General features: G+C 33.6%; 21 protein-coding genes and 1 tRNA gene. 3 read left to right on the top strand and 19 right to left on the bottom strand.

What is annotated here, in order from left to right; all coding sequences use genetic code 11:
• Positions 1-9: 9 nt before the first annotated feature.
• Genes cas7e through casA form a run of 3 tightly spaced genes read right to left on the bottom strand, consistent with a single transcriptional unit; the run spans position 10 to position 3,276 of the window.
• On the bottom strand, positions 10-1,074 hold the full coding sequence (gene cas7e, locus J3U23_RS00310) for a type I-E CRISPR-associated protein Cas7/Cse4/CasC (RefSeq protein WP_267338164.1): 1,065 nt from the start codon (positions 1,072-1,074) through the stop codon (positions 10-12).
• Between the two features lie 5 nt (positions 1,075-1,079).
• The gene (casB, locus tag J3U23_RS00305; RefSeq protein ID WP_267338163.1) at positions 1,080-1,700 is read right to left on the bottom strand and encodes a type I-E CRISPR-associated protein Cse2/CasB; all 621 of its coding nucleotides are present in this window, start codon (positions 1,698-1,700) and stop codon (positions 1,080-1,082) included.
• Between the two features lie 25 nt (positions 1,701-1,725).
• Positions 1,726-3,276: a type I-E CRISPR-associated protein Cse1/CasA gene (casA, locus tag J3U23_RS00300; protein WP_267338162.1), complete on the bottom strand. Its 1,551-nt coding sequence runs from the start codon at positions 3,274-3,276 to the stop codon at positions 1,726-1,728.
• 858 nt (positions 3,277-4,134) lie between these two features.
• Between casA and J3U23_RS00295 the strand changes: the two genes are divergently transcribed.
• A complete protein-coding gene (locus J3U23_RS00295) occupies positions 4,135-4,572 on the top strand; it encodes a hypothetical protein (RefSeq protein ID WP_324169942.1) in 438 nt (145 codons plus the stop codon).
• Positions 4,573-4,586: 14 nt separating this feature from the next.
• On the top strand, positions 4,587-4,943 hold the full coding sequence (gene frdD / locus J3U23_RS00290; RefSeq protein ID WP_065562411.1) for a fumarate reductase subunit FrdD: 357 nt from the start codon (positions 4,587-4,589) through the stop codon (positions 4,941-4,943).
• A 63-nt stretch (positions 4,944-5,006) separates the two neighbouring features.
• Here the strand turns inward: frdD and J3U23_RS00285 are convergent, their stop codons facing one another.
• The 5 genes from J3U23_RS00285 to J3U23_RS00265 all read right to left on the bottom strand — a co-directional run bounded on the left by J3U23_RS00285 (position 5,007) and on the right by J3U23_RS00265 (position 11,746).
• The gene (locus J3U23_RS00285) at positions 5,007-5,867 is read right to left on the bottom strand and encodes a hypothetical protein (protein WP_065735187.1); all 861 of its coding nucleotides are present in this window, start codon (positions 5,865-5,867) and stop codon (positions 5,007-5,009) included.
• A gap of 69 nt (positions 5,868-5,936) precedes the next feature.
• Positions 5,937-7,682 carry a microcin C ABC transporter ATP-binding protein YejF gene (gene yejF / locus J3U23_RS00280; RefSeq protein ID WP_267336679.1) on the bottom strand — a complete coding sequence of 582 codons (1,746 nt, stop codon included), beginning with the start codon at positions 7,680-7,682 and terminating at the stop codon, positions 5,937-5,939.
• Positions 7,679-8,710, bottom strand: a complete 1,032-nt coding sequence (locus tag J3U23_RS00275; protein ID WP_267330009.1) for a microcin C ABC transporter permease — start codon at positions 8,708-8,710, stop codon at positions 7,679-7,681. The genes yejF and J3U23_RS00275 overlap by 4 nt, the downstream gene beginning before the upstream one ends.
• Positions 8,710-9,798: a microcin C ABC transporter permease YejB gene (locus tag J3U23_RS00270; protein WP_065562415.1), complete on the bottom strand. Its 1,089-nt coding sequence runs from the start codon at positions 9,796-9,798 to the stop codon at positions 8,710-8,712. Before J3U23_RS00270 ends, J3U23_RS00275 begins: the two co-directional genes overlap by 1 nt.
• 1 nt (position 9,799) lies before the next feature.
• A complete protein-coding gene (locus tag J3U23_RS00265; RefSeq protein ID WP_267338161.1) occupies positions 9,800-11,746 on the bottom strand; it encodes an extracellular solute-binding protein in 1,947 nt (648 codons plus the stop codon).
• Between the two features lie 399 nt (positions 11,747-12,145).
• Here J3U23_RS00265 and cas3 point away from each other — a divergent pair, with 399 nt between their 5' ends.
• Positions 12,146-14,851 carry a CRISPR-associated helicase Cas3' gene (gene cas3 / locus J3U23_RS00260; RefSeq protein WP_267338160.1) on the top strand — a complete coding sequence of 902 codons (2,706 nt, stop codon included), beginning with the start codon at positions 12,146-12,148 and terminating at the stop codon, positions 14,849-14,851.
• Between the two features lie 338 nt (positions 14,852-15,189).
• Here cas3 and J3U23_RS00255 read toward each other — a convergent pair whose 3' ends face one another.
• From J3U23_RS00255 to nuoK, 11 genes are all read right to left on the bottom strand, one after another.
• Complete coding sequence (locus J3U23_RS00255) at positions 15,190-15,426, bottom strand: hypothetical protein (RefSeq protein ID WP_267338159.1); 237 nt, start codon at positions 15,424-15,426, stop codon at positions 15,190-15,192.
• A 37-nt stretch (positions 15,427-15,463) separates the two neighbouring features.
• Entirely contained in the window at positions 15,464-15,979 is a 516-nt protein-coding gene (locus tag J3U23_RS00250; RefSeq protein WP_065735182.1) for a ClbS/DfsB family four-helix bundle protein, read from the bottom strand.
• 1 nt (position 15,980) lies between these two features.
• A complete protein-coding gene (locus J3U23_RS00245) occupies positions 15,981-16,298 on the bottom strand; it encodes a chorismate mutase (protein ID WP_065735181.1) in 318 nt (105 codons plus the stop codon).
• Positions 16,299-16,382: 84 nt separating this feature from the next.
• A tRNA-Ala gene (locus tag J3U23_RS00240) sits at positions 16,383-16,458 on the bottom strand.
• A gap of 120 nt (positions 16,459-16,578) precedes the next feature.
• Positions 16,579-17,577 carry a protein translocase subunit SecF gene (secF, locus tag J3U23_RS00235; RefSeq protein WP_416380083.1) on the bottom strand — a complete coding sequence of 333 codons (999 nt, stop codon included), beginning with the start codon at positions 17,575-17,577 and terminating at the stop codon, positions 16,579-16,581.
• A gap of 12 nt (positions 17,578-17,589) precedes the next feature.
• Entirely contained in the window at positions 17,590-19,446 is a 1,857-nt protein-coding gene (gene secD, locus J3U23_RS00230) for a protein translocase subunit SecD (protein ID WP_267338157.1), read from the bottom strand.
• Between the two features lie 45 nt (positions 19,447-19,491).
• Positions 19,492-19,821, bottom strand: a complete 330-nt coding sequence (gene yajC / locus J3U23_RS00225) for a preprotein translocase subunit YajC (protein WP_065562420.1) — start codon at positions 19,819-19,821, stop codon at positions 19,492-19,494.
• Between the two features lie 123 nt (positions 19,822-19,944).
• Complete coding sequence (locus tag J3U23_RS00220; RefSeq protein ID WP_176713976.1) at positions 19,945-21,447, bottom strand: NADH-quinone oxidoreductase subunit N; 1,503 nt, start codon at positions 21,445-21,447, stop codon at positions 19,945-19,947.
• Between the two features lie 207 nt (positions 21,448-21,654).
• A complete protein-coding gene (locus tag J3U23_RS00215; RefSeq protein ID WP_065735177.1) occupies positions 21,655-23,193 on the bottom strand; it encodes a complex I subunit 4 family protein in 1,539 nt (512 codons plus the stop codon).
• Between the two features lie 17 nt (positions 23,194-23,210).
• Positions 23,211-25,058, bottom strand: coding sequence for an NADH-quinone oxidoreductase subunit L (locus tag J3U23_RS00210; RefSeq protein WP_267330001.1), 1,848 nt, complete (start codon positions 25,056-25,058; stop codon positions 23,211-23,213).
• Positions 25,055-25,357, bottom strand: a complete 303-nt coding sequence (gene nuoK / locus J3U23_RS00205) for an NADH-quinone oxidoreductase subunit NuoK (protein ID WP_065562424.1) — start codon at positions 25,355-25,357, stop codon at positions 25,055-25,057. The genes J3U23_RS00210 and nuoK overlap by 4 nt, the downstream gene beginning before the upstream one ends.

Raw genomic sequence — 25,357 nt, 5'->3', positions numbered from 1 at the left:
GACCGCTCCTTATTTTTGCGCAACAAACTCTAATGCAGTTGCAAGTTTTCCTTCTCCAGTTTCAATATTAAGTTTGTAGCGATTATCGGCACATTGACCATAAACTTGATCAAACTTATCCAATTGTTGTTCTAATCGAGTAATGGCATCATTCACCATATCTTGACTACGGATTGGATTAAAATAAGCAACAGCTAGTGAACGTGGTTGCTGAGTACCTTTTTCTATTAATAAATAAGAGGTATAAGCTCGTGATGCAAAGCTATTCTGCATGCCTGATGGTGCTACTTTGGCAGCAGATTCAGTTAATGCTTTTAGTGTCTTTTCAACCAATGCTTCATCACCATTTAAATTATCAAGGAGTAAATCACGGCTAATACAGATATAAGTATAAAACAGCGCAGAGGCAAATCCACGTTCGCCTAAATGGGCTGAACCAGCATCTTGCTCTTTATTGTTTAAATCATCAACAGCAGTAAAAAAATCATCTTCGATTGTGACTGAACTAACCCCTAAAGCATGAGAAACTTGACATGCAGCATCAACATTAAATGCAGGACTATCCGCTAACATTCGACCAAACAGTGCTATATCAACACTACTATTTTGTTTACGTAACAGTTTAACTTCGTCATCTGTTGGAACCCTTTTTTCGCTAATTAACAGCTTAACCAACGAGGCTATTGCTTGTTGCTCATCGTTACTAATATGGACTAACTGTTCAATATCTATGTTAGCAAGCGGATCTTTTGGTGCTTTTTCATTTTTAACTTTGCCAAATTGTCCTGCAATTTTAATAGCGCTTTCTTTGGCTATTTTTTCAGAAACTCCCTGTTCAACCATCGGTACATAAATCCAATCTCTTGCAAACCGACGAGAACGAACACCTATATGATCGTTCAAAGATTGATAAAAACAATCTGATGTACGCCATGCTCTTTTTAAACTCTGAGATGAAATACGTAGACGATCGCTGTTACCCATCACAGCGGTTTTTGGACGCCCAAGATCATCTCGATTCAAATTAGAAGGGGCATAAGCCGTTAATAAATGTAATTGAATAAATGTGCTCATATTAATTATTCCTTAGATATTTTTTTAGTTGAGTTATAATCCATTGCCCAACGAACAGAAAGACGTTTAAATGGATCAGAATTAAAAGGTAAATTTTGTTGACGTTCATGCCACTCTTCTACCCATAAAAATATACCATCAGCCAGAGAAAAAATATTCACACCATTTTCTCCACGCATTTTTACGGCACGAATTAAAAGACGACAAAACTCTTCATTCGTTTCACTAGCTAAAAGCTGTTCAAAGCGTAATCGGGATAGAAAGTTACGCTCTCCCCCTTTAACTTTTTCACTTAGTTGTGTAGCAAAAGGCGCATTGCCATTATTGGCACTGGCAAATGAGGCAACCCACGTAAAACAAGCTAATGCTTGCAGATGGATCGGATTATTACTGGATAAAGTACTATTTTGATCAAATAGAGCATCCTTTAAAATAACATAACCTTCTTGTAAAATTATCTCATGAAGCAACGTTGTACGACGCAGCTCTGCACGTAATTGCCGACCGTTATAAGTACCTCCATTAAATCCACATAGTCGTTGTTGCAGCATCGAAAACCAATCATCAATAATTTTTTTGTGGTTTTCTTTAAGTATAATCGACTTTTTTATAAAACTTTCCGACATCTTGTTCTCCCTTTTTCAAGCAAGGTTATTTGCTATTTTTTATTTTCTTAAAATATGTAAGTTTATTAAAATCAGAAAGCAACTTTTCTCTAGCATTAATCTGAATACAGACTTCTTGATTCGTTTTATTATCCTTGATGTATTTAAACGGCTGATTAGGATCATCAAAAGCAGCTTTATCATAAATTTGGGTAATATAATGTAATAATGTCTTAGTCCAATCAGCTAATAATGGTTGCCGACCACTAGGATTATCTTTTTGTGATATTAGTTGTTTTACAAATTGGTAAAATGGCAGCTCTGTCTCTTTCCAAAAGGCCATATCTATTGCCGTTGACTGCTTATTGATTGCCGTCATCGCTTTACGCAAAATCGGTAAGGTATCTTTGCTAAGATCTAAAGCTTGTGCAATTATCTCTTTTAAATCACTGTTAGGATCCGCCAAATCGCGGTAGACAGGAAATGTGTGTTCATACCAACAACGAGCTTTCATATTGTCAAAATCGTAACCAAAACACCATAAATGATAGTGTTGTTTATCTTTAAAGTTTCGATCAAGATGAGTTGTAACAACTCTAGCCGACTGTGTATCATCATTGGCGCTTACCATACCCAACCAATCTCGATAAATTAATCCACCTGGTTGCCCTTTAATGGCAAGTTGCTCGCCTGTTTTTTTATCTGTGCGATATGGCGTTAGCGGATGTTGCCAATGTTGATATTGGATGCCATAATTTTTGGTTTGATATTGGGTAATTAGTTGTTTTGAATCTTCACCACAAATGTCACATTGCCCCTGCTCAGTTTGGTGAAAATCTAACTCAATTCGCCTAGGCATTCCCCAAAAAGCTTGGCAGTAATTAGCTTGCTCAGGAAATAGACTTAAATTTTTTGGTGGTTCACTGGTCTTCGTTGGGGCTAACCAAGGAAAGACTAATGCATCAAACTGCTGTGGTTTTTCTTCTTCATCTAAAGGAATTACATTCAACCACAATTTTTTCCATAATGGAGTCTGTATATTCAGTTGAGGCATGATTAAAGTCGTGATAGGTCCTCCACCACGCAGGCTCACCCGATGTCCTTGACCACCCGAAGGGGCATTAGTTTGTAACGTAAACAGCGCCATAACAGCACAGTGTGGGCATATAGCCTTGACGAAATCTCGTTTAATAAAGTGATCGGTATTTCGTTTTAATGCATTCTCGCCTGGGGCTTCAACTAATAAACCCGATATAGGTACTTTATTCCCATCTAACGCTGCAAAGTCTTGCATAAAAGAGGGTTTAGTAGCACCAAATTGCATGGCGGATCTGACTTGTTCAAACGCTTCGATTAGTTGCTGTGATGAAAAACCATTATTCCAATATTCTCGCCATTCAGAATTATCTTCTGGCGATAGAGTAGTTTGTAATAAACCAATAAGAAACTGGTAAGCCGCACCTTGAAAATCGGGTCTAAAATAAGCTAAATCTGAAATTGTTTCATCAACCAGTTGACTAGGTTGAATTTTACTAAGATGACCATCGAAATGAACAACGGGTATCCATTTTTCGTCTAATAAAGATAAGATAGACAAATTTTACTCCTTTATTTCCTATATAGGCGATATCATAAATCGATACCGCTTATCGTTTTTTTAATGGTAAAAAATTAATAAATCACAGAATAATGGATTTGTTAATTTCAAAAGTGAATATAAAACTATATTCACCATTTTCATCTATTTTCTTTCTAAATTTAAAAATCCAAGATATTCTCTTAAATCGAACGTTAATAGGTAATCTAAAGATTTTATGTAAAATTGATGTAAATGTTTTCAATGAAATAACCTCATAGCTGAATTAATGATTGAAAATATCAGCAATGCATGTATACTCAAGGAACGCTAATCCATGGAGGTTACATGCAATGCTGGACTTGGGCTAGTTTGTAACCAACCATGATCAATTTAACACAATAAAAAAACATTGCAACAAAAATAAAAGGCGGATGATAATAATATTTATTAGATTACTGTCTAAGTATTTTTATGATATAATATTGATTGTTCCTTATATTAATAGGGTTAAACCAGCGGAAGATAAAAATTATAATCTGTTCCCCACCATCGTGGGGATTTTCACATCAAGAGTATTTAACCAGATAATTACAAATTTTGCGATGAATTAATAATAATAATTTGATTTACAAGAAATTTTCTAATAAATCTAATCTGCTTTTATTATTTGTTAATTTAACTTTTTACATAGATATATGTTAAAAAATTAAAATCTCGCACATTATGAGTAACTTCAAAATAATAAATCCATTATTATTCAATTTTTATTAAATTAGCGACATCAAGTTGGTTTGCTAATATAATTGCTAGCTAAAAGCCAATATAGAAAAGATAAAAATTTAATAGTAGATAGATAAATTTAATATTGAGAGAGTTATGAATCCCCCAAATAACACTAAATATCCACTAAATAATCATAAAAATCTAATAGATAATCCTCATCAACTTGACAATGGACTAGTAAAATCAAAGATGTTTTTGATTCTTTCGGTCATTAGTAAAATTACCCCTTTTTCCATGATTTGGGTAAGTATAATATTGATGTATGGGGTTATTTGTATGTACACAAACGCAATGGGGCAAGACGAGTTTTATCGTTTTATCTTTTTCTTGCAAAAGCCTTTAGTTGTTGTCATCAATTCTATTGCTTTATTACTTGCTTTATTTCATTCAATTAATTGGTTTAGATTAATACCGAAAGTTATTTTTAAGCAAGATTCGCATAAAAAGGGTAAAGTATATTTACTTATTATTGGCTTTTGGTGTGTAACACTTTTACTTTCATATTACTTACTATTATTGATTATTAAATAAGTGGTGTTTGATTAATGAAAAAACAAGAAAATCAACCAATACGCTCTGATTCAACAGTGGCAAAAGGACTATTTGCTTTAGGTGGACTTTGGGCAGCTATTTTTGCTCCCGTGGTATTGGGTATCATTGCATTTATTATCCCTTTTGGTGATGCAATAACGCGTTCATCAATTCTTAAATTAGCCAACACTGAATTAGGCAAACTATTTTTATGCTTAATGATTTCGCTACCAATTTGGTGTGGATTACAACAGATTCTAACTTTGCTGCATCATTTCAACATACATCCAAAACGAGAAAAGCTACTAACTTTCTGTTTAGCATTCGCATGGACTGCTCATGCAATTTATATTTTATTTGTCAGAGTCTAAAGCTACTTTGATATTAATTTATTGGCGCTATCGATTACTTTTGATAACGCCATTTAAATTTGATTAATAATAGGTAATTTGTCGAACAATATTAGTCTGTTTGTTTTTTCTATTTTGTTTAGACTGACTTGCACTAAGCCAATCATTTTTTTCATTAAAAGTTAAGAAATCGGTTATATAATTTGTTGTATCTTTACCCACCATTGAATAAGCTGAATGAATGGCCATTAATCGGTTAATTTCATCAAATTGGTAAGAAAAATTACTTTCATTTTGGGTTTTATTGCTATATTGCGCTGACACTTTTGCTAATTGATGATTTTGGTAAGTAAATGAATATACCGAAGCACCTTTTTGAACAGTTCCAACTACATCTCCATTAGCATTCAACTCTTTTAGCTGCCATTGAACATTTTTATTAACTAAACAATTGTTATTATCAAACTGATAATTGTCATTCTCAATAAATGTAAAATCAGGAGCCTTCTTTATTTGTTCCGACGCAATAATACGGCCTTTTTCATCTGTTTTGAATTGAATCGTACTGTTAGTTTTATCTTCAATATCTTGAATAACATTTTGCCAACCAAATTCTGTTTTTTGTAGATGCTCAGAATAAAGTTTTTCATTTTTATCAGAATAAAGGTCGTAATGACTTTCAGTAATTAAGCCATTGGAATCATAATTTAAACTATGTTTCGCAATTGAACGGATCGCACCTGTATCTGATGTGATTGTTGAAGTTCTAACTTCTTGTTTTATACCTTTAGCTTTAGAATCAATAAAATCTAATATTTTGAAGATATAATTATTTGCCTCAACTTTATTTTGCTCAACATCATCAGAACACGTTAATGCCATGACATTTATTGAGACAAATGATAAACATGAAGCAGTTAAAAATCGGAATACTCGTTTTTGCATAATTAACCTGTTTAATCTTTTTTACTAAATTAAATTTTTAATTATGGCCTATACCTAAGCCGTATAAATTTATTTTTTGCGCATTAACAATGCATCTTCCCAATTGACCTTTTTTTCTTCTTCACCATCATGCTTTTCAACCTTTTCTATATTTTCTTCTGTTTCAGCTTTCTGCGTTTTTTCAAGAATATCAGCATGAATTAGGGTTTTAGTCGCTTTTCTAGGTGGTTTATCTAAAAATGAAAGCAAATCTTTTGTATAGTCAGTTTCAGGCGTATAGAAGATTTGTTCACGAGAGCCTTGTTCAATAATTTTTCCATCTTTCATCACAACAATTTGGTGACAGAAAGAATAAACTAAGGCAAGATCATGACTAATAAATAGATAGCTAAGATGGTGTTTTTCTTGCAATGATTTAAGCAAATTAATTATTTGCTTTTGAATAGTATGATCTAATGAAGAAGTTGGCTCATCTAAAATCAATAATTCTGGTTGTAAGATTAAAGCTCTAGCAATGGCAATTCGTTGTCGTTGTCCGCCAGAAAATTCATTAGGGTAACGAAAACGCATTTCAGGCTCTAATCCAACTTCTTGCATAATATCAATCACGGCTTGTTCACGCTCTGTTTTACTCAATTTCTTATGAGTAATTAAGCCTTCACTAATAATTTGTTCAACGTTTAAGCGCGGATTAAGTGAAGAGTATGGGTCTTGAAATACCACTTGGATTCGGCTGCGAAACGGTAATAATTTTTTAGCGGATAAATTCTGTATAGGATGGCTATCGAATAAAATATCACCTTGTGATTGAATTAAACGCAAAATAGCTAGTGCAGTAGTACTTTTACCTGATCCTGACTCGCCAACTATACCCACAGTTTCACCTTGGTGCACCGTGAAGCCAATATTATCAACAATTTTCTTCTTTTTACTACTAAATAATCGTTTTTGCGCGATAACTTCAACATTCAGATGATTAACACTGAGCAATATACCCGGTGTATCAGGTAAAGGAACGGGTTCACCACTAGGTTGTGAATTTAATAATGTTTGGGTATATTCTTGTTGAGGGCGCAAAAAGATGCGTTGTTTATTATTGAATTCAACAATTTGCCCATTTTGCATTACTGCCACTTTATCTGCCAGTTTTTTTACAATCCCCAAATTATGTGAAATAAATAGCATACTCATATTAAGTTCTTTTTTAAGTTCTTTGAGTAAATCAATAATTTGTGCTTGAACTGAAACATCTAAGGCTGTAGTTGGTTCATCGGCTATTAATAATTTAGGATGCGTTAAAATTGCCATTGCAATCATGACCCGTTGTCTTTCGCCGCCAGACAATTGATGAGGATAAGCAGAAAGTTTAGTTTTAGGCTCTTTGATTCCAACACGATCTAAATATTGTAAAATCTCCCCCCGAGCAACATTACGTCGCATACCACGATGTAATGATAATACTTCGTAAAGTTGTTTTTCCACTGTATGTAATGGATTAAGTGATACCATTGGTTCTTGGAATATCATACTTATTTCATTACCACGAATTTTGCGTAACTCTTTTTCAGGCGCATGTAATAACGATTTATCCTCAAAAATAATATCGCCAGATGGATAGATCACCTGCTCTTTGGGTAACAATTTTAAGATCGATAGTGCAGTCACACTTTTACCAGAACCAGATTCACCAACTAATGCAACCGTTTCTTGTTCGCCGATATCAAAGCTAATATTTTCGACAATTTGACTTTGCAAGTCTTGACCAGTTTTAAACGCAATACTTAAATCAACAATCGATAATAAAGGAGAACTCATTTATATACTCCTTTGTTTGGATCAAATGCATCTCTAATTCCTTCACCAATAAAAATTAAAAGTGACAATAATATAGAAATAACTAAAAAAGAACTAATACCGAGCCAAGGTGCTTGTAAATTGTTTTTACCTTGTAAAAGTAATCGACCTAAGGATGGTGAATCAATGGGCAAACCAAAACCTAAAAAATCCAATGCAGTTAAAGTTGAAATTGAACCACAAAGAATAAATGGTAAATATGTTAATGTCGCAACCATCGCGTTGGGCAACATATGTCGAAACATAATTTTACTATCACTCACTCCCATTGCTTTGGCAGCTCGAATATAATCAAAGTTACGAGTACGTAAAAACTCGGCTCGCACAATACCAACTAAAGCCATCCATCCAAATAATACTGTAATAGCTAATAACCACCAAAAATTGAGTGGTAAGATACTTGCAAGTAGAATAATTACAAATAATTCTGGTAATCCGCTCCAAATTTCAATGAATCGTTGTCCCAATAGGTCGACTTTTCCGCCATAATAACCTTGGATTGCACCGATAAGTACACCAATAATGGAAGTGAAGAAAGTTAAAAATACTGCAAAAAACATCGATATTCTAAATCCGTATAAAATATTGGCTAATACATCAAATCCAGCATCAGTTGTGCCAAGCAAATGCGTTTTAGATGGTGGTGTTGGAAATGTGCTAGCTGTATCATGAATTACAGTATTATAGGTATATCGGAATGGAGGCCAAAATATCCAACCATCTGATTCAATCTTATTTTGTACTGCGGGATCTAAATAATTAGTTTGCGTTTGAAACTGCCCACCAAACTCTGTTTCCGGATAAAAATGAAATATTGGCGAGTAATAGTTATTTTGATACTTTATGAAAATGGGGCGATCATTAAATATAAAATCAGAAAATAGACTTATTATAAATAATATTGAAAATAGCCATAACGAATAATACCCACGTCGATTGCGTTTAAATCGTTGCCAACGTAGCTGATTAATTGAATAGTGCATAGTCATCAGTTGCGAGCCTCAAAGTCAATACGTGGATCAATTAACATATAAGTTAAATCTGATAAAAGTTTAGTGAGTAGGCCAATTAATGTAAATATATATAATGAGCCAAAAATAACAGGATAATCTCGTTGAATAATTGCCTCATACCCTAATAAACCTAATCCTTTAAGTGAAAATATCGCTTCAATAAGTACAGAGCTAGTAAATAAAATTCCGACAAATGAGGTTGGAAAACCCGATACAATAAGTAAGGTTGCATTGCGGAAAACATGTTTATACATAATTTGCCTTTCACTCAAACCTTTAGCTCTGGCAGTCACAACATATTGTTTGCGAATTTCATCTAAGAATGAGTTCTTAGTTAGCATAGTTAATGTTGCAAAACCACTAACCACCATAGCAATAGTTGGTAAGCAAATATGCCAACAATAATCTTTGACTTTGCCCCAAAAATCTAATTGTTCAAAATTATTTGAGATTAATCCTCGAAGCGGGAAAATATCCCAATAACTTCCCCCAGCAAAAAGGACTATTAGCAACACGGCTAATAAAAAAGCGGGTATTGCATAACCAATAATGATTAAAGTACTTGTCCAAAAATCAAATATTGAACCATCTTTAACTGCTTTACGAATCCCTAATGGAATTGAGATTAAATAAATGATTAATGTACTCCATAACCCCAATGAAATAGAAACAGGTAAACTTTTTGCAATTAAACTTAGCACTGATTCACTTTTGAAAAAGCTGTTACCAAAATCAAACTGAATAAATTGTTTCAATGTATTAATGTAGCGTTCCCAGATCGGTTTATCAAAACCATATTGCTTTTCAATCATTGCCACAATTTCAGGATCAAGACCTCGCCCGCCCTGATAATTTGATTGTTTTTTTTCTTCTTTTAATATTGTTGGGCTAGTTTCACTGCCTGGTAACAAGGTTTGTCCTGCTTCTGGTCCATTTTCAATCATAGACAATGCTTGATCAACAGGACCGCCGGGTGCAATTTGTACAATAAAAAAGTTGATCGTCAAAATGATTAGCAATGTTGGAATAATTAGCAATAATCGACGGATAAAATAATTCAGCATATTAGTGTTCTCTATTCTTTGATAAGCTAGCTGCTTTATCTTCATCATACCACCAGCTATCAATTCCTATTGCATAAGTTGGTTGTTGGGTTGGCTGGCCAAATTTATTCCAATATGCATAAAAAGTTTTACTGTTATACCACATTGGAATCATCGGATATTCTTGAGTCAAAATTCGATCTAACGCTCGCCCAAGAGGAATTAATTCCTCTTGGTTTCCAACATTTTTAATTATTTCATTAATAATTGAATCAATTGCCTGATTATGTAAGCCTGAGCCATTATATGTAGAGTTTAAATATTCGGTTCCCCAAAAAATCATTAAACTTGAGGATGGATAATCTATCGAACTATAATTACGTGGCATCATATCATAATCACGTTCACGCATTCTGCGATTGATCTGCGCGTAATCAAGTGAGATTATATTCATTTTAATACCTAAACGAGCTAAATTTTGCTGGAAAGGGATCGCATATTTGATGTCGTCACCAAGGTAAGTTAACAATTCAAATTCTAAAGGTTGTTGGGTTTTAGGATTAATTAATTTACCGTCTTTAATGATCCAACCTGCTTCTTCCAATAATTTAGCAGCTGTTAATAAGTTATTGCGATTAAAACCTCGCCCATCACTTTTAGGAATAGTAAAAGCTTCATCAAACGCTTGTTCAGGAATAATATTTTTATAAGGAGTTAACCATTTAAGCTCAAGTTCACTCGGTTTACCTTTAGCGGCATAAATAGTATTTTCAAAAAAGCTTGATGGTCTTTTATAACTATCATAATAAAATGCATGATTTAACCATTCAAAATCAAAAGCTAAGGTAATCGCTTTTCGAACTTTTATATCTTTAAAAAAATCTTTCTGCAAATTAAACGCTAACCATTTAGTATCTACTGCTGTTTCAACGATTTTTTCTTTTTTAATGATATCTTTTGAATCAAAGTATTTTCCTTGATATTGAGTAAACCAATTTTTCGGTTGCCCTTCACCTCGAAAATCATACTCCCCAGCTTTAAAAGCCTCTAAAGCAATGCTCGTATCCATATAATAATCGATACGTTTTTCATCAAAATTATTAAGACCTTTATTAACCGGTAAATCTTTTGCCCAATAATCAGGATTTCGCTTATAAATGACATACTGTCCCATTTTATAATCGCTAATATAATAAGGTCCGCTACCAATCGGAGGCGTACTTACTGGCTCGGAAAAATTACGATCTTTCCAATAATGTTCAGGAATAATATGCATATTACCAACAAAGGATAGTAATTTTTCACGGTCGGCTTCAGGTAAGTCGACACGAACGCGATAATCGTCTATGGCTTTAACATTTATCCCTTTGTTGTAAACCCGATATTGTGAAACACCTTCAGTCATAAATTTTTGAAAAGTAAATTCCACATCATGTGCGGTTATTGGCTTACCATCTTGAAAACGCGCATTAGGATTAATTTCTACCTCTGCCCAACGATAACTATCTGAATAAGTGATTGAGGTAGCAATTAGTGGATAAAAACTCGAAATATCATCAGCTGTTGTGGTAAATAGAGAATCATATAAGGAGCCTGAATAATGTTCAGGTGCGCCACGACTTGCGAAACGATTAAAATTATCAAAAGTCCCTATTTCATACAATTTAATAATTCCACCTTTAGGAGCATTGGGATTGACATAGTTAAGATGTTCAAAATTTTCAGGGTATTTAGGTTCACCTAACAATGAAAATATAGTTTTGTGATAAATATGTTCATTAGGTTGAGAAGGCTCAACATTATCAATTGATTCTATAGTCTCAGTTGAGGAATTAACCTCTTCTACCGTCTCGGTTTGCAACGTGAGATTTGAGTCTTCGGCATAAGCAGTCATTGAACAAAGGAATAATCCACTCAAACAGCTTGAGATGAATAACCTCTTAATAATTTTTTTTCTTTGACTAATCATCCTAATTTAGTTCCTGTTTTATCTTCAACCTATCAATATGAGATTTTACTTTAATTGAAAATTTTAAATTATCTAAAGTACTTAAAATAATACATAGTAAGTTAGCTATTTTGCCAAACTTCAATCAAATGAGCAAAACCTAATTAATAAACTTAATAGCTAATCTTAATTACCCCATTAATATTTATCGATATTTGTTTAAGATATATCCTCTTATCGTTAACCGAATATTTTTAGTAGGCAAATGTGATAGCCAATTAAAAAAAGTTGAGGAACGGGGTTTTTGAGTATAAAAATTTAGCAATTTAGTCAATATTCTTTTATTATTCTAAAATTAATGGTAATACACAGCTTCACATTTCAAACAATTGGCTGATAAAAATAGGGATATTCTTTTTAATGTGCGAATCATTTTATCAATATTGGGGAAAGTGCCAACCAGTCGATCAATCAAGTGATTATCATCTTTTACCTTACCACAATTTAGATGTAGCCGCGTGTGGTTATCAAATAGTTAAACAAAATTTATTTAATTCATCACAATTATTTGAACAAATTGGCTTTTCTGCAAAGGATGTCGATCAAGCAGCGCTTTGGTTTGCTTATTTTTTAGCTTGGCATGATATTGGTAAATTTGCGAATGGATTCCAAGCATTATTTAAGCACAATCATCCACAGCTTGTCAGCGTCGATCCATCTAAAAGCTATTATTCCAGACATGATTCACTTGGTTTTTGGTTATGGAATGAATCACTTAAACACCAACCAAATATTAAGCTTGAACAACATAGTGAAGATATTGATGATTTATTTGACACATGGCTGCTTATTATGACTGGACATCATGGCAAGCCACCAGAACGAGGGGCAGATGGCAATTTATCATTTAATGAACAAGATAAACAAGCGGCTTTAGATTATATTATCGCACTGAATCAATTGTTTATTGTCGATAACAATCTAGCACACTATCCTTTTCATTTTTTTGATATGAATTATCATAAGAAATTAAAACAAATCAGTTGGTTAATTGCGGGTTTAACCGTAATCAGTGATTGGCTGGGCTCAAATGAACAATTTTTTCCGTTTTGTTCACAGCCCATGCCACTTGACGAATATTGGCACAATCATGCGATGTTGAAAGCCAAAAAAGCCATTGCCACTTTACCAACAGCCTCGCCAATCACTTCTTTTAGTGATATTAAAAATTTGTTTCCTTTCATTGAAAAACCAACACCACTACAGCACCAAGCGTTAACCTGTCAACTTTCTAATAATGGCGCAGAGCTTTTTATTATGGAGGATGTGACGGGGGCAGGAAAAACGGAAGCGTCAATGATTTTAGCACATCGGCTTATGACAGCTAAAAAAGCACAGGGTATCTATATCGGCTTACCAACGCAAGCAACAGCTAATGCTATTTATCAGCGTACCGCTCAAGTATACGAACAATTATATCAAGCTGATAGCCATCCTTCGCTGGTACTGGCTCATGGCTCTAGCTATATGAATCCGCATTTTACTCAAACAATTTTAAATCAGGATGATATTAGCCAGCAAAAATATCCCAAGGGTGAACAATCAGTGAGTGGAGAATGTAATGAATGGTTTGTTGATACTCGAAAAAAATCGTTATTAGCTGAAGTTGGGGTTGGCACGTTAGATCAAGCGTTAATGGCAATTATGCCTTTCAAACATCAATCGTTACGTTTATTAGGATTACGACATAAATTACTGATATTAGACGAAGTTCATGCTTATGACAGTTACATGGTAAAATTACTCGAAAACTTATTACATTACCATGCGTTACAAGGTGGCAGTGCTATTATTTTGACAGCAACATTACCTTTTTTTCTGCGTCAAAAACTGCTCAATGCCTTTTATAAAGGCTTAAGTGGCAATAAACAAGCTTTAGAATTAGAACAGTCATTACCTTTTCCACTCATGACACAGCTTAATCATAACGGCTTAGTTGAACAAGCGATTGAAACCCGACAAGAAGTTAAACGCCAAGTAAATATCGAATGGATTAACCATATTGAAGCAGGTATAGACAAAATCAGCAAAGCTATGCAACAAGGTAAAATTATTTGTTGGATCAAAAACAGTGTACAAGATGCGATTAGTCTATATCAACAAGTTCAACTCAATTTACAACTGGATCATACGCAAATCCTACTTTTTCATAGCCGTTTTGCGTATTGTGACCGTTTGGAAATTGAAGAAAAAACATTACAATGGGCAGGAAAAACATCGAATCATGAAATCCGTGCGGGAAAGGTCATTATAGCAACACAAGTGATTGAACAATCCTTGGATCTTGATTTTGATGAAATGATCAGCGATATTGCCCCGATAGATTTATTGATACAACGAGCTGGACGTTTACAGCGACATGTTCGCGATAAACAGGGTAATATCAAGCCATATGATGAAAAAAATCAATCGTTAGATGAACGCCATCCCCCTACCCTAACCGTGCTTGCCCCAGACTGGCAAGCTGAACCTAACGAGAATTGGCTTGACGAACCAGCCTTTCGAAATACCAGTTATGTTTACGCTAATCCGGCTCATTTATGGTATACCCAAAAAATACTATCCGAGCAAGGTTGCATTAAAATGCCGGATGATGCAAGGCAATTAATTGAATCCGTTTATGAACAAGATCTTGAACCACCAGCAGGATTACAAAAAGGTTATTATGGTGCTCAAGGAGCTAATTTAAGTAAATCATCAATCGCCAATCAAAGCGTATTAAATTTGAATGCAGGTTATAAGCGTGATTCAACAAATGGATGGGATAACGAAGTCGAAGTAGCAACTCGTTTATCAGAAGATAGCGTTGATATCTATTTAGCTTATCAACAAAATGGAAAAATTATTCCTTACTGTGGTAATGCCGAATATGCCTGGGAGCAAAGTCGAATTTCGCTAAGACGTGCAAAATGGGAAAAAATCAAAAATCAGATCCCTCAACTTGATCAAACAAGTTTAGAAAAACTCCGACAACAAATACATAGACCGAACGCTATTATTGTTTTAATTGATACAGAAAAAGAATCTTCTTTTTATTCTAAAGAATTGGGTTTTTATTTGAATTGAATTAGTTTGATTTAATTTAAAAGTTAACACTTTTAAATTGGAATGTATTGAATAAAATTTATCAAAAATTAAAAATTTAAATCAATTTGTTATAAAATTAACTTATTTCTTTATACATAGAGATGAACCGCAATGGGGCTGGAAATTAAAGACTGTCTTTAGTGTTCTCTATATACATAGGGATAAACCGTTTTGTTGGAATTGTATAGTATGTTTGACTCAGTGTTCCCTATATACATAGGGATAAACCGCGGTAAACGAAGTCTAGCCAGATCAGCGTTTAGTGTTCCCTATATACATAGGGATAAATAAAATAGCCACATATTAGTGACCGCAAATTAATCACATTGATTGACCAAAGCCAAAATATTTTGGATTGCGGTTTTTGCCTGATGGCTGTTTTTCCAACATGATGATCCGGTTAATAAGGCACCTTTATTCAGTATTTCAACTAAAGTAGTATTACGCAACTTTTCAAATGAATCGAATTCCATCTGTTGTAATCTTTCTATGATTTTATCGCCAACGTATTTTAGTTCTAAAAGGTGTTTCTTTTCTTGTTCTGAAAAAGCCATACAGTTCCTTATCTTTTTGGGAATAAATGTTATGATTTTACTGATTTGAATTTAATTTTTTCCATTTTCTAATTTTAGCTCTAAAGGATTTAAATGGTGCAACAGAATTAATATGGATAAATCGTGCAACAGTCCATGCTGGAGGAAAAGGTTTAGTCCAATTACGCGTGTCTTTTATGAAAAGTGTACTATCATCTAATGAGTTAATCCAATTATTCCAGATAACAATTTTCTCATTAAATAATTTAATCAGTTCTTGTAATGAATAATCCTGATAAATCTTATAAAAGTGTTGATATAATGTGCCTAACTGATTCCATTTGTAGCCTTCTGCTGGTAATGTTGGGGTTTGTCCAGCAAGTTCAAGATCATCCCAAGACTTAACAAGATCCAACCATCCTAACTGATAAGCAATCATTTGACTTGGAGTTCGATCTACTCCATCTATTAACTTATCTTTATCTAGTTCGGATAATTCGCTGAATTCATCAATAAATAGCTTAGCAGTTTTATTTATCTCATCCAATAGATGCTGTTTGTTTTCATAATTCATCTTATTTATCTGCCTTATTAAAATGTTTCATTTCTTCATTAATAAAATATTTAACTAAGTTAGCATACAATTGTTTAATCACTTCACCATCAAGTCCCAACTCATTAGCCCAAAGCATACGTTGCTCTAACATACTGTTAAAACGAGCTTGAGCCTGCACATCAGTGACATTTTTTTTGAATTGGCTTGCAGCTTTAACATACTCAAACCGAGCGGCTAATAATTGAATTACCAAATGATCTATTCTGTCGATTTCAGCTCGAATATCATTCATATCACGACATTCATTAGCTAATATTTTTGAATGATATTGAATCATATAGAGTACTCAATAGTTAATAGTTTTGCTATCTTAGCACTAGATATATGTATTTGAAAGAATTTGATTTAAGAAATGGGGAATTGGTGGAGCCAAGGGGGATCGAACCCCTGACCTCAACGCTGCCAGCGTTGCGCTCTCCCAGCTGAGCTATGGCCCCAAATAGGTAAAACTTTGGCTAATAATATGCAACTAGTTAGAGGGTGTCAAATAGTTTGGTATTATTCGCTTAAAAAACAGTCTAATAAAGCTCTGCCAAACCATGACAGAGCATAAATAATTAACGAATAATTGCGTTTTGATCTGCACCTTCAACTTCAACTTTTGGTGGCATAAAGTGCTCACGTTTAACACCCAACTTAAGTGACATATATGCAGCCACATAGATTGATGATATCGTGCCTAACACAATCCCTACGCCTAATGTTTCAGAAAAACCTTTTAACATTGAACCGCCAAATATATACAAAATAATAACAACAGCTAAGGTTGTACCTGATGTCATTAAGGTTCGATGTAATGTTTGAGTTAATGAGATGTTGATCACATCGTATGGCGACGCACGTCGAATTTTTCTAAAATTCTCACGAATTCGGTCAAATACAACGATGGTATCATTGAGCGAATAACCAATGATAGATAACATCGCTGCGATAATAGTCAAATCTAACTCTCGATTAAATAACGATAAATATCCTGCGGTTATTACAACGTCATGCGCTAATGCGACAACAGCACCAGTACCAAATCGCCATTCAAATCGAAACGCAATGTAGATTAAAATACAGATTAAAGCAGCACAAATCGCTAATATTCCATCTTGAGCTAATTCAGTACCAACTGTTGGGCCAACGAATTCAATTCGTTTAATTTCCGCATTACTATCAATATTTTTATGCACTAAATTTGAAATTTTCATACCTAATGCATTATCAATCGTTGATGATACACTACCTTCACTTTGGTTGGCAGTTGGTAGTCGAATAATGATATCTTTACTGCTACCATAATATTGAACGATTGGTTCATGATAGCCCTCATCACGTAAACTGTTACGTAGGTCATCAAGGTTTATAGCTTTAGTAACGGTTAACTCAACAGTTGTCCCACCAGTAAAATCTTGTCCAAGATTAAATCCTTTAACAAAAATTATTACAAATGACGCCACAACTAATATCATTGAGATGGCAAAAGCAATAAAACCAAATTTTAAAAAGTCGAGGACTCTGCGGCCATGATTTAGCTCCCTAACATCATGATTTTCTTTTTTATCAACAATCACAATAAACCTCTAAATTGATAACTTATCAACACGACGACCACCATAAATAAGATTGGCCAATGCTCGAGTCCCTACGATCGAGGTAAACATCGATGTTACAATACCGATACCTAATGTAATAGCGAAGCCTTTAATTGAGCCAGTACCAAGCGCATAAAGAATAACCGCAGTAATCAGTGTGGTGATGTTGGCATCAAAAATACTACTCCAAGCACCCGCATAACCTTCGCTAATTGCGTGTTGAACACCTCGTCCGTTACTTAGTTCTTCTTTTATTCGCTCGTTAATCAACACATTAGCATCGACTGCCATACCTACGGTTAAAACTATACCGGCAATACCTGGCATACTCAATGTCGCACCTGGTAATAATGACATGGTACCAACAATCAAAATTAAGTTCGCTACCAGTGCAAGACTTGCAAATACTCCAAATAAGCGATAAACCACCAACATAAATACGACAGAAATTAATAATCCCCAAACACAAGATTCTAAGCCTTGTGTGATATTTTCTTGCCCCATTGAAGGACCTACTGTTCGTTCTTCAATTATTTGAATCGGAGCAATCAACGCACCAGCTCTAAGTAATAATGATAAATTCTTAGCTTCATCAATACTACTTATGCCTGTTACTTGGAATCGGTCACTAAAAATACCTTGGATAGTTGCGACATTGATGACTCTCTCTTGTTTTTCAAGAATAGGTTTATCATTTTCATCACGTTTTCCAGTATCTTTATACTCGACAAAAAGTGTTGCCATTGCTTTTTTCAGATTTTTTTGCGTGAAACCAAGCATGGTTTTACCACCAGTACTATCAAGAGTGATAGAAACCTCTGGTTGGCTATATTCGTTTACTCTAAATGAAGAATCGGTAATATGATCACCTGTTAATACTACACGTTTATAAAGTAAAACTGGTCGGCCGTTTTCCATATATTTTATTTCAGAACCATATGGAACACGCATATTGCCGTTTAAAATTGCAGCTAAGTCAATTGAGCTATCATCATTTACTTGCCTAAATTCAAGGGTAGCTGTCGCACCTAAAATGCGTTTAGCCAATGCAGTATCTTGGATACCTGGTAATTCAACCACAATACGATCTGAGCCTTGGCGTTGAACAATTGGTTCAGCCACACCTAACTGATTAACTCGATTACGTAAAATGGTAGTATTTTGTTGAACTGCATCATTTTTCGCTTGTTGCAGTCTCTGTTGACTAACACTAATGACAATGCTATTTTCATCTTGTGAAGTTAACTCATAATCTTGTAATCCATTGATCTTAGTAATAGCTTTATTTCGATCTTCAACATTATCAAATTGCATTGTTATTTGTTGATTAGGATTTTTGCTGATTGTTTTATATACAAGATTGTTTTTATTAAACTCTGTTTTTAAATTTTCAATCGACTGGTCTGTCAATTTACTTAATGCAGTAGTCATATCTACTTCCATTAAGAAATGAACACCGCCGCGCAAATCGAGGCCTAATTTCATTGGCTCGGCGCCAATCACAGCTAACCACGATGGTGTTGCTGGTGCTAGATTTAGCGCAACAGTATAATCTTCACCTAATTCTTGTGATATTAATTCTTTAGCTTTAAGCTGAGTATCATTATCACTTAATCGAATTAAAATAGATTTATTTTCATATACGAGTGATTTAGGTTCAATTTTGTTTTTCACCAAAAGTTGCTTAACTTTATCTTGCATAGCAACATTAATTTCGGTACCGTTTGAACCTGAAATTTGTATAGCAGGATCTTCACCATAAATATTTGGAAGCGCATAAAGCAGGCCGACGCAAATTACGACGACCAACATAATGTACTTCCACAAAGGATAGCGATTTAGCACGACATTTTCTCTTGTGGAATTAGATAATTAATACAATGAAATTTATTATAATGATTTCATTGTTCCTTTTGGTAAAACAGATGTGATAAAGTCACGTTTGATAACAACTTCTGTTGTATCATTTAACTCTAACGCAATATAACCATTGTCGTTAACTTTTGAAACTCGACCAATAAGTCCACCATTAGTTAATACTTCATCACCTTTAGAAATTGATGCCATTAACTCACGATGCGCTTTAGCGCGTTTTTGTTGTGGGCGCATAATCATAAAATAGAAAAATAACCCGAATACCACTAACATAATTGGCATTAAATAATCAGCACCAGGCTGAGCGCCATCGGCTGCATATGCATTAGAAATAAAAAAGTCCATATCGGTCCTCTTAATTATTACAAAAATATTAAAGTTCAGAATTATAACACAATAAATATGTCGATAATTAACTATTTCTTGTCAATGTCTTTTTAATCAATCTCAAGAAAGTGACAAAAATAATTAAGTCGTTAAATATTGAGCCATACTAACTAAGTTAACTAACCATTTTGGATAGACACCACATACAATCGTTAAAACTGCTGCAAGAACAATTAGCAATTCGCTCATTTTTATATCCTGCCATTTTAATCTGATGTTCGAATTCAGCTGTTCATCATTGGATGGTTTGATATAAAGGTTGAGAATAAGTCTTGCATAAAAATAAAGTCCTAGTGTGCTACCAATAACCACTGCCGCAATTAACCACCATAATTCAGCCGTTACACCCAACAATATTAGAAGGAAACGCCCAACAAAACCAGCTGTCAGTGGAGCACCGGCTAAAGAGAGTAAACCTATACCCATTGCTAATGCTAAAACAGGACGACGCCAGAATAATCCTGAAAGATCGACTTCGTTTTCATGATCCTGTAACTCGTTGGAATGTGATTCTAAACTGATCACGCCCAAAATACAGATATTGGCAAGAATGTAACCAATCAAATATACACCAATGGTTTCTAAGGCCAATACTTGATATTGCACCGCAATTAAAGCAAGTAATAAATAACCAAAGTGAGCTACGGATGAATAAGCTAATAAACGCTTTAAGCTACTTTGCATTAAAGCAGATAAATTACCCCATAGTATTGAACAAAAAGCCATAATCACCAAAATAATACGAATTGTTTCATTATTAACAATTGGCGCAAGTAAAAATAATCTGGCAATAGCACAAAATACTGCCACTTTTCCTACTGTTGATAATAATAATGCTACTACAGTCGGCGCACCTTGATAAACGTCAGGCAACCAAAGTTGAAAAGGTACCAATGAAAGCTTAAAACCAATTCCCACTAATATTAAACAAATGCCAATTAATAATAATGTACTTTGATAATTCATGGTTGAAAGCTGGTAACTTAAACCACTAAATGTAAGCTCTCCAGTTGTTGCATAGTAGAAGGCTATTCCCATTAACAAAAATGAACTAGCTATTGCAGATAGAATCATATATTTGATCGCAGCTTCTAACGCATGTGTTTGTATATATTGATAACCGATCAATCCAATAAATGGTATCGAAAGTAATTCTAAGCCTAGGAAGAATGACATTAAATGACTTGCATAAACTAAAGTTACGCCGCCTAATGCCATAAGTAATAAAATTACATAGAATAAACCATGTACGACCAGTTCTTGTACAAACCATTGATAAGCGAGTGAAGCAACTACAATAGAAATAATCAAAATCAAACTGGTATAAAGTAATCCATAGCCATCACAGGTAAATAACGCTGTAACTTGATGAGCACGCCATTTATTATCAGTATTATCATCAGCTTGTGTAGTATCAATAACATTCTGAGGTGGGCCTACAAAATCTTGTTGAACCATAGGTTCAGAGTTCTGGTCATTTTGAGGGGATGATGTTTCCGTTGGAACTTCATCAACGGCTATAGTTTGCTCACTTGATAAATCAGTATCAGTTGAACCTTGTGAAGTAGGTACAGATATTTGCATATTGTCACTACTAATATCAGTTATTGCGGGTGTGTTATGAGAAATTTTAAAGCCTAGAATTGATGAACAAATTAAAGCGCATATCAACCCTGATATAGCTAAAATAGCACATTTTTTAGTTCCTACTTTAAAAACAAAAAGCGCTATGAGCAAAACAATTATGGCAAAGCTCAATATGAATATTGGCAATAAAGCTATCATAAATTTTTACTCTCCCACTCGTTCTGCTGTTATATACTGCTGTGTTTGGTTGACAGTAGAATAAGATATATCTAACACTATCTTAGGGTACAACCCGATAAAAATTAGAACAATCAACACACTAGATAATAATAAAATATCTTTTTTACTTAAAAAGTGTTTGGTTACATCTACTTTATCAACTACTCCATAAAAAATAGGTTGCATACGAATAATTAAGGAAATTGACAGTAACAGCAACCCAATTACCAACAAAATTGTATAATATGAATAAGAGGTATAACTACCTAATAACATCATATAATTACCAACAAAATTAGCTGTACCTGGTATGCCTAATACAGCTAACATAAAAAATAAAGTAAAAGAGGACAGATATCTCACTTGCTCTTTTAATCCAATAAATTGGTTTATATTCCGAGTTAAATAGCATTCAGCCAATAATCCGCTAATCATAAACATGCCAACGATAGCTAGATTTATGGCTATCATTTGAATAACAACGCCTTGAAATGCTATTACAGATCCACTATAAATAATTGTAGTAACAAATCCCATTAACGCGATATGGATATAAGCAATTAATTTTTTTATATCTGTTTGGTTAAATGCTAGTAAAGCAGCATAAAAAACAGTAAACATAGCTAGTATTGAAATAACAGGCATAATGGCCAAAGACGCGTTTGGAAAAAGGGGGATTACAAAACGTAATAAACCAAATGTTGCCGTATTAAGTAATAAACCACTTATCATCATTGAACCACTTGTTGAAGATTCAATATGTGCTTCAATAAACCAATTGTGAAAAGGAACTAAAGGAATGCGTATAAGGAAAGCAGCTAGAAATCCTAACATTAATAAAAATTCAGTATTACTTGAAATTGGTGTTTTAGTTAAAATTTGATAGTCAAAAGTCCATTGACCGGTTAAATTCCAATTAATTAGTGCTAATGAAACAATAGATATTAGCATTAATAAACTACTTATTTGTGTGTAGATTAAAAATTTATTAGCACCATTGAAGCGTTGTGAATTTAAATCTCTCCTTCCCCACAATGAAATTAAGAAATAAATCGGAATAGCTACCGCTTCCCAGAAGAAAAACATCAAAAACAGATCAGTAATGACAAATAACATCATAATGGCTGATGTCATAAATAATACACATAAGTAAAACAACCCAAGGTTATTTAGGTTTTCTTTGCTAGAATAAATAATAACTAGTAGTACAATGAAAAGTGTCGAAGTAATTACTACCAACGATAGACCATCCAATAGAAGATGAAAATGGATACCAAGTAATGGGATCCAGTCATAATTAACCTCTTTACTCCAACTTGTATCTGGTTCTACATTTATTGCATTCGCCCATAAAATTATGGCTAATATTAATGTGATTAATATAGTCGTGAAAGCAACCATAATTGGTAAACGTTGCCAACGCAATTGTACATCAGTTGATACTACGATTCTTTGTAAGAATACTTGACATAACCAACCAATGAATCCGCCAATTACAGGTAAGAAGACAAGCCATAACAACATGAAAGTTCACACCTTTATTAAATAAAAATCAATAACATTAATATAATAATGCTACCTATGACCATTGAAACCATATACCATCGTATCTGTCCATTTTCTAGGCTAACAATATATGAGTTTATTTTTTTAATTCCCCACATTATCCAGTTGTCCCATATCGCTAACGGATCTTTTTTCAGGAAATCCGCTAAATAGATATAAGGTTTTACGAAGATATTGTTCAAGACAAAATCAAATCGCCAATTGCTTTTACATAATCTTCCTAAAAATTTGACCATCGGAGTATTAAGTATTTCATGAACCTCACTATTAAGATGCCCATAAAGAATATAAGCAATAACTAAACTCAATATAGTCACTGCACTTAATAATATCCGAAATGGTAACTGTTCCTGAGTATCAAGATGGGCTATTGGAATTATTCCTTGTATCGGCAATGGGAAATAAATAAATAATGCAGTAGTAAATATTAACAATATAAAAATTGGAAAATAATTTATCGTTTTAATTTTTATAATATGATCCATTTTATGGGTATGATGGAAAACTAAAAAGATTATGCGCCAAATGCCCAAACTTGATAATAAAACACCTAATAAACCTATGGTGCCAGCCATCAAGCTATCTTGTGCCATTAATCTCCAAATAATATCGCCTTTAATATAAAAAGATGCAGAAATATAAGGGAATGCACTAAGTGAAAGCATAATAATTAGAAAAATAGCATATAATATTGGGTTAGATTTTAATAAACCACCAATTTTGCTAATGTCTCTTTCACCTTGGCATTGTTTTAATAAAATTGCTGAAGCTAGTATTAATAATGTACTGGTTACAGAATAATTTATCAAACAATTTAATGATAAATTCCAACTTTGAGTTGAAAAGGCAAAAAATAGGTAACTAATTTGAGCTAAATTAATATAGGTTATAATTCGTTTTATATCATTTTGAACCAAAGCAATACTACTAGCAAATATAATAGTTAAAGATGCAAATAAAAGCATTATATAAAGTGTATCACTAGACATCATAAACAAATTGCTTAATCTTAAAACAAGATAAACTCCGGCCAATATGACAGTTGAAGACTGTAATAGAGCAACAGCTGGCATTGGTGCTAATGTGGTTTCTGTGAACCATGTATGCATTGGAAAAAGAGCCGATTTACTCATAGCGCCAAGGAACAACATAATGGTGATCCAAAAGATAATATCTGAATCGATAGCTAAATCGTTATGTGCTTTAAATAAAATCTCGCTGATTTTTAATGTTTCTACTGTTTGATAAAGTAAAAATATACCAATAATTAGAAATATGTCGGTTAAATGCATCATAACAAAAGCTTTAACTGCAGCATAACCATTACGAGCCTGTTTGTAATAAATACCAATAAGTAAGTAAGTGCTTATACTCACACCTTCCCAACCGAGTAGCATCACAAACAAATTATCAACAAGCACAACTGTTAACATGCTAGTTATGAGTAAATTACTATATGCATAGAAAGTATAAATATCTTCTCGTGATTTTAGATAACAGGCAGCAAAGATAGAGATCAATAAACCAAAGAAAGAAATTAGCACTAAAAAAGTTAGCGATAACCCATCCAAAGTTAAGGAAATCGGAACTTCAAAATCACCGACAGAAAACCAAGTCCATAGATTTCTTGTATAAACGAGTGTCATATCTGGGACGGTATTGGTAGAAAAATCAATACATGAAAATATTGTTATTAAACCAACAATAAATATAGTACTAATTCCGATTAACTTAACATTAATGGATTGTATTTGTCGCCCAAAACAAACCTGTATTAGAAAAGATAGTAATGGAACAATGATAGTTAAATAAAGTAAATTCATCCTTTCATTTCGCTCAATGAATCAATATTAAAGTTTTTACGTCGATAAATTAATTTAACAAGTAAAGCAAGCCCGACACATATTTGAGTTAAGACAGTAATTACAGCTAAGATAGCTAAAACGCCACCATCTGATTGCTGCCAATAACTACTCGCGACAAACAAAGCTGCTATTGCTCCATTATTCATGATAATAAGGCTTAATAATAAAAAATAGAGATTTCGTCTAATCATTACACCTAACAGCCCGATTACAAACAAGATAGAAGCAAAAATTAGCCCATGCATAAGTGGTATCAC

The organism is Gilliamella sp. B3367, assembly GCF_026536825.1.
GTDB classification, from domain to species: Bacteria; Pseudomonadota; Gammaproteobacteria; order Enterobacterales; family Orbaceae; genus Gilliamella; species Gilliamella apicola_E.
This window is presented reverse-complemented; position numbering and strand designations above follow the sequence as displayed.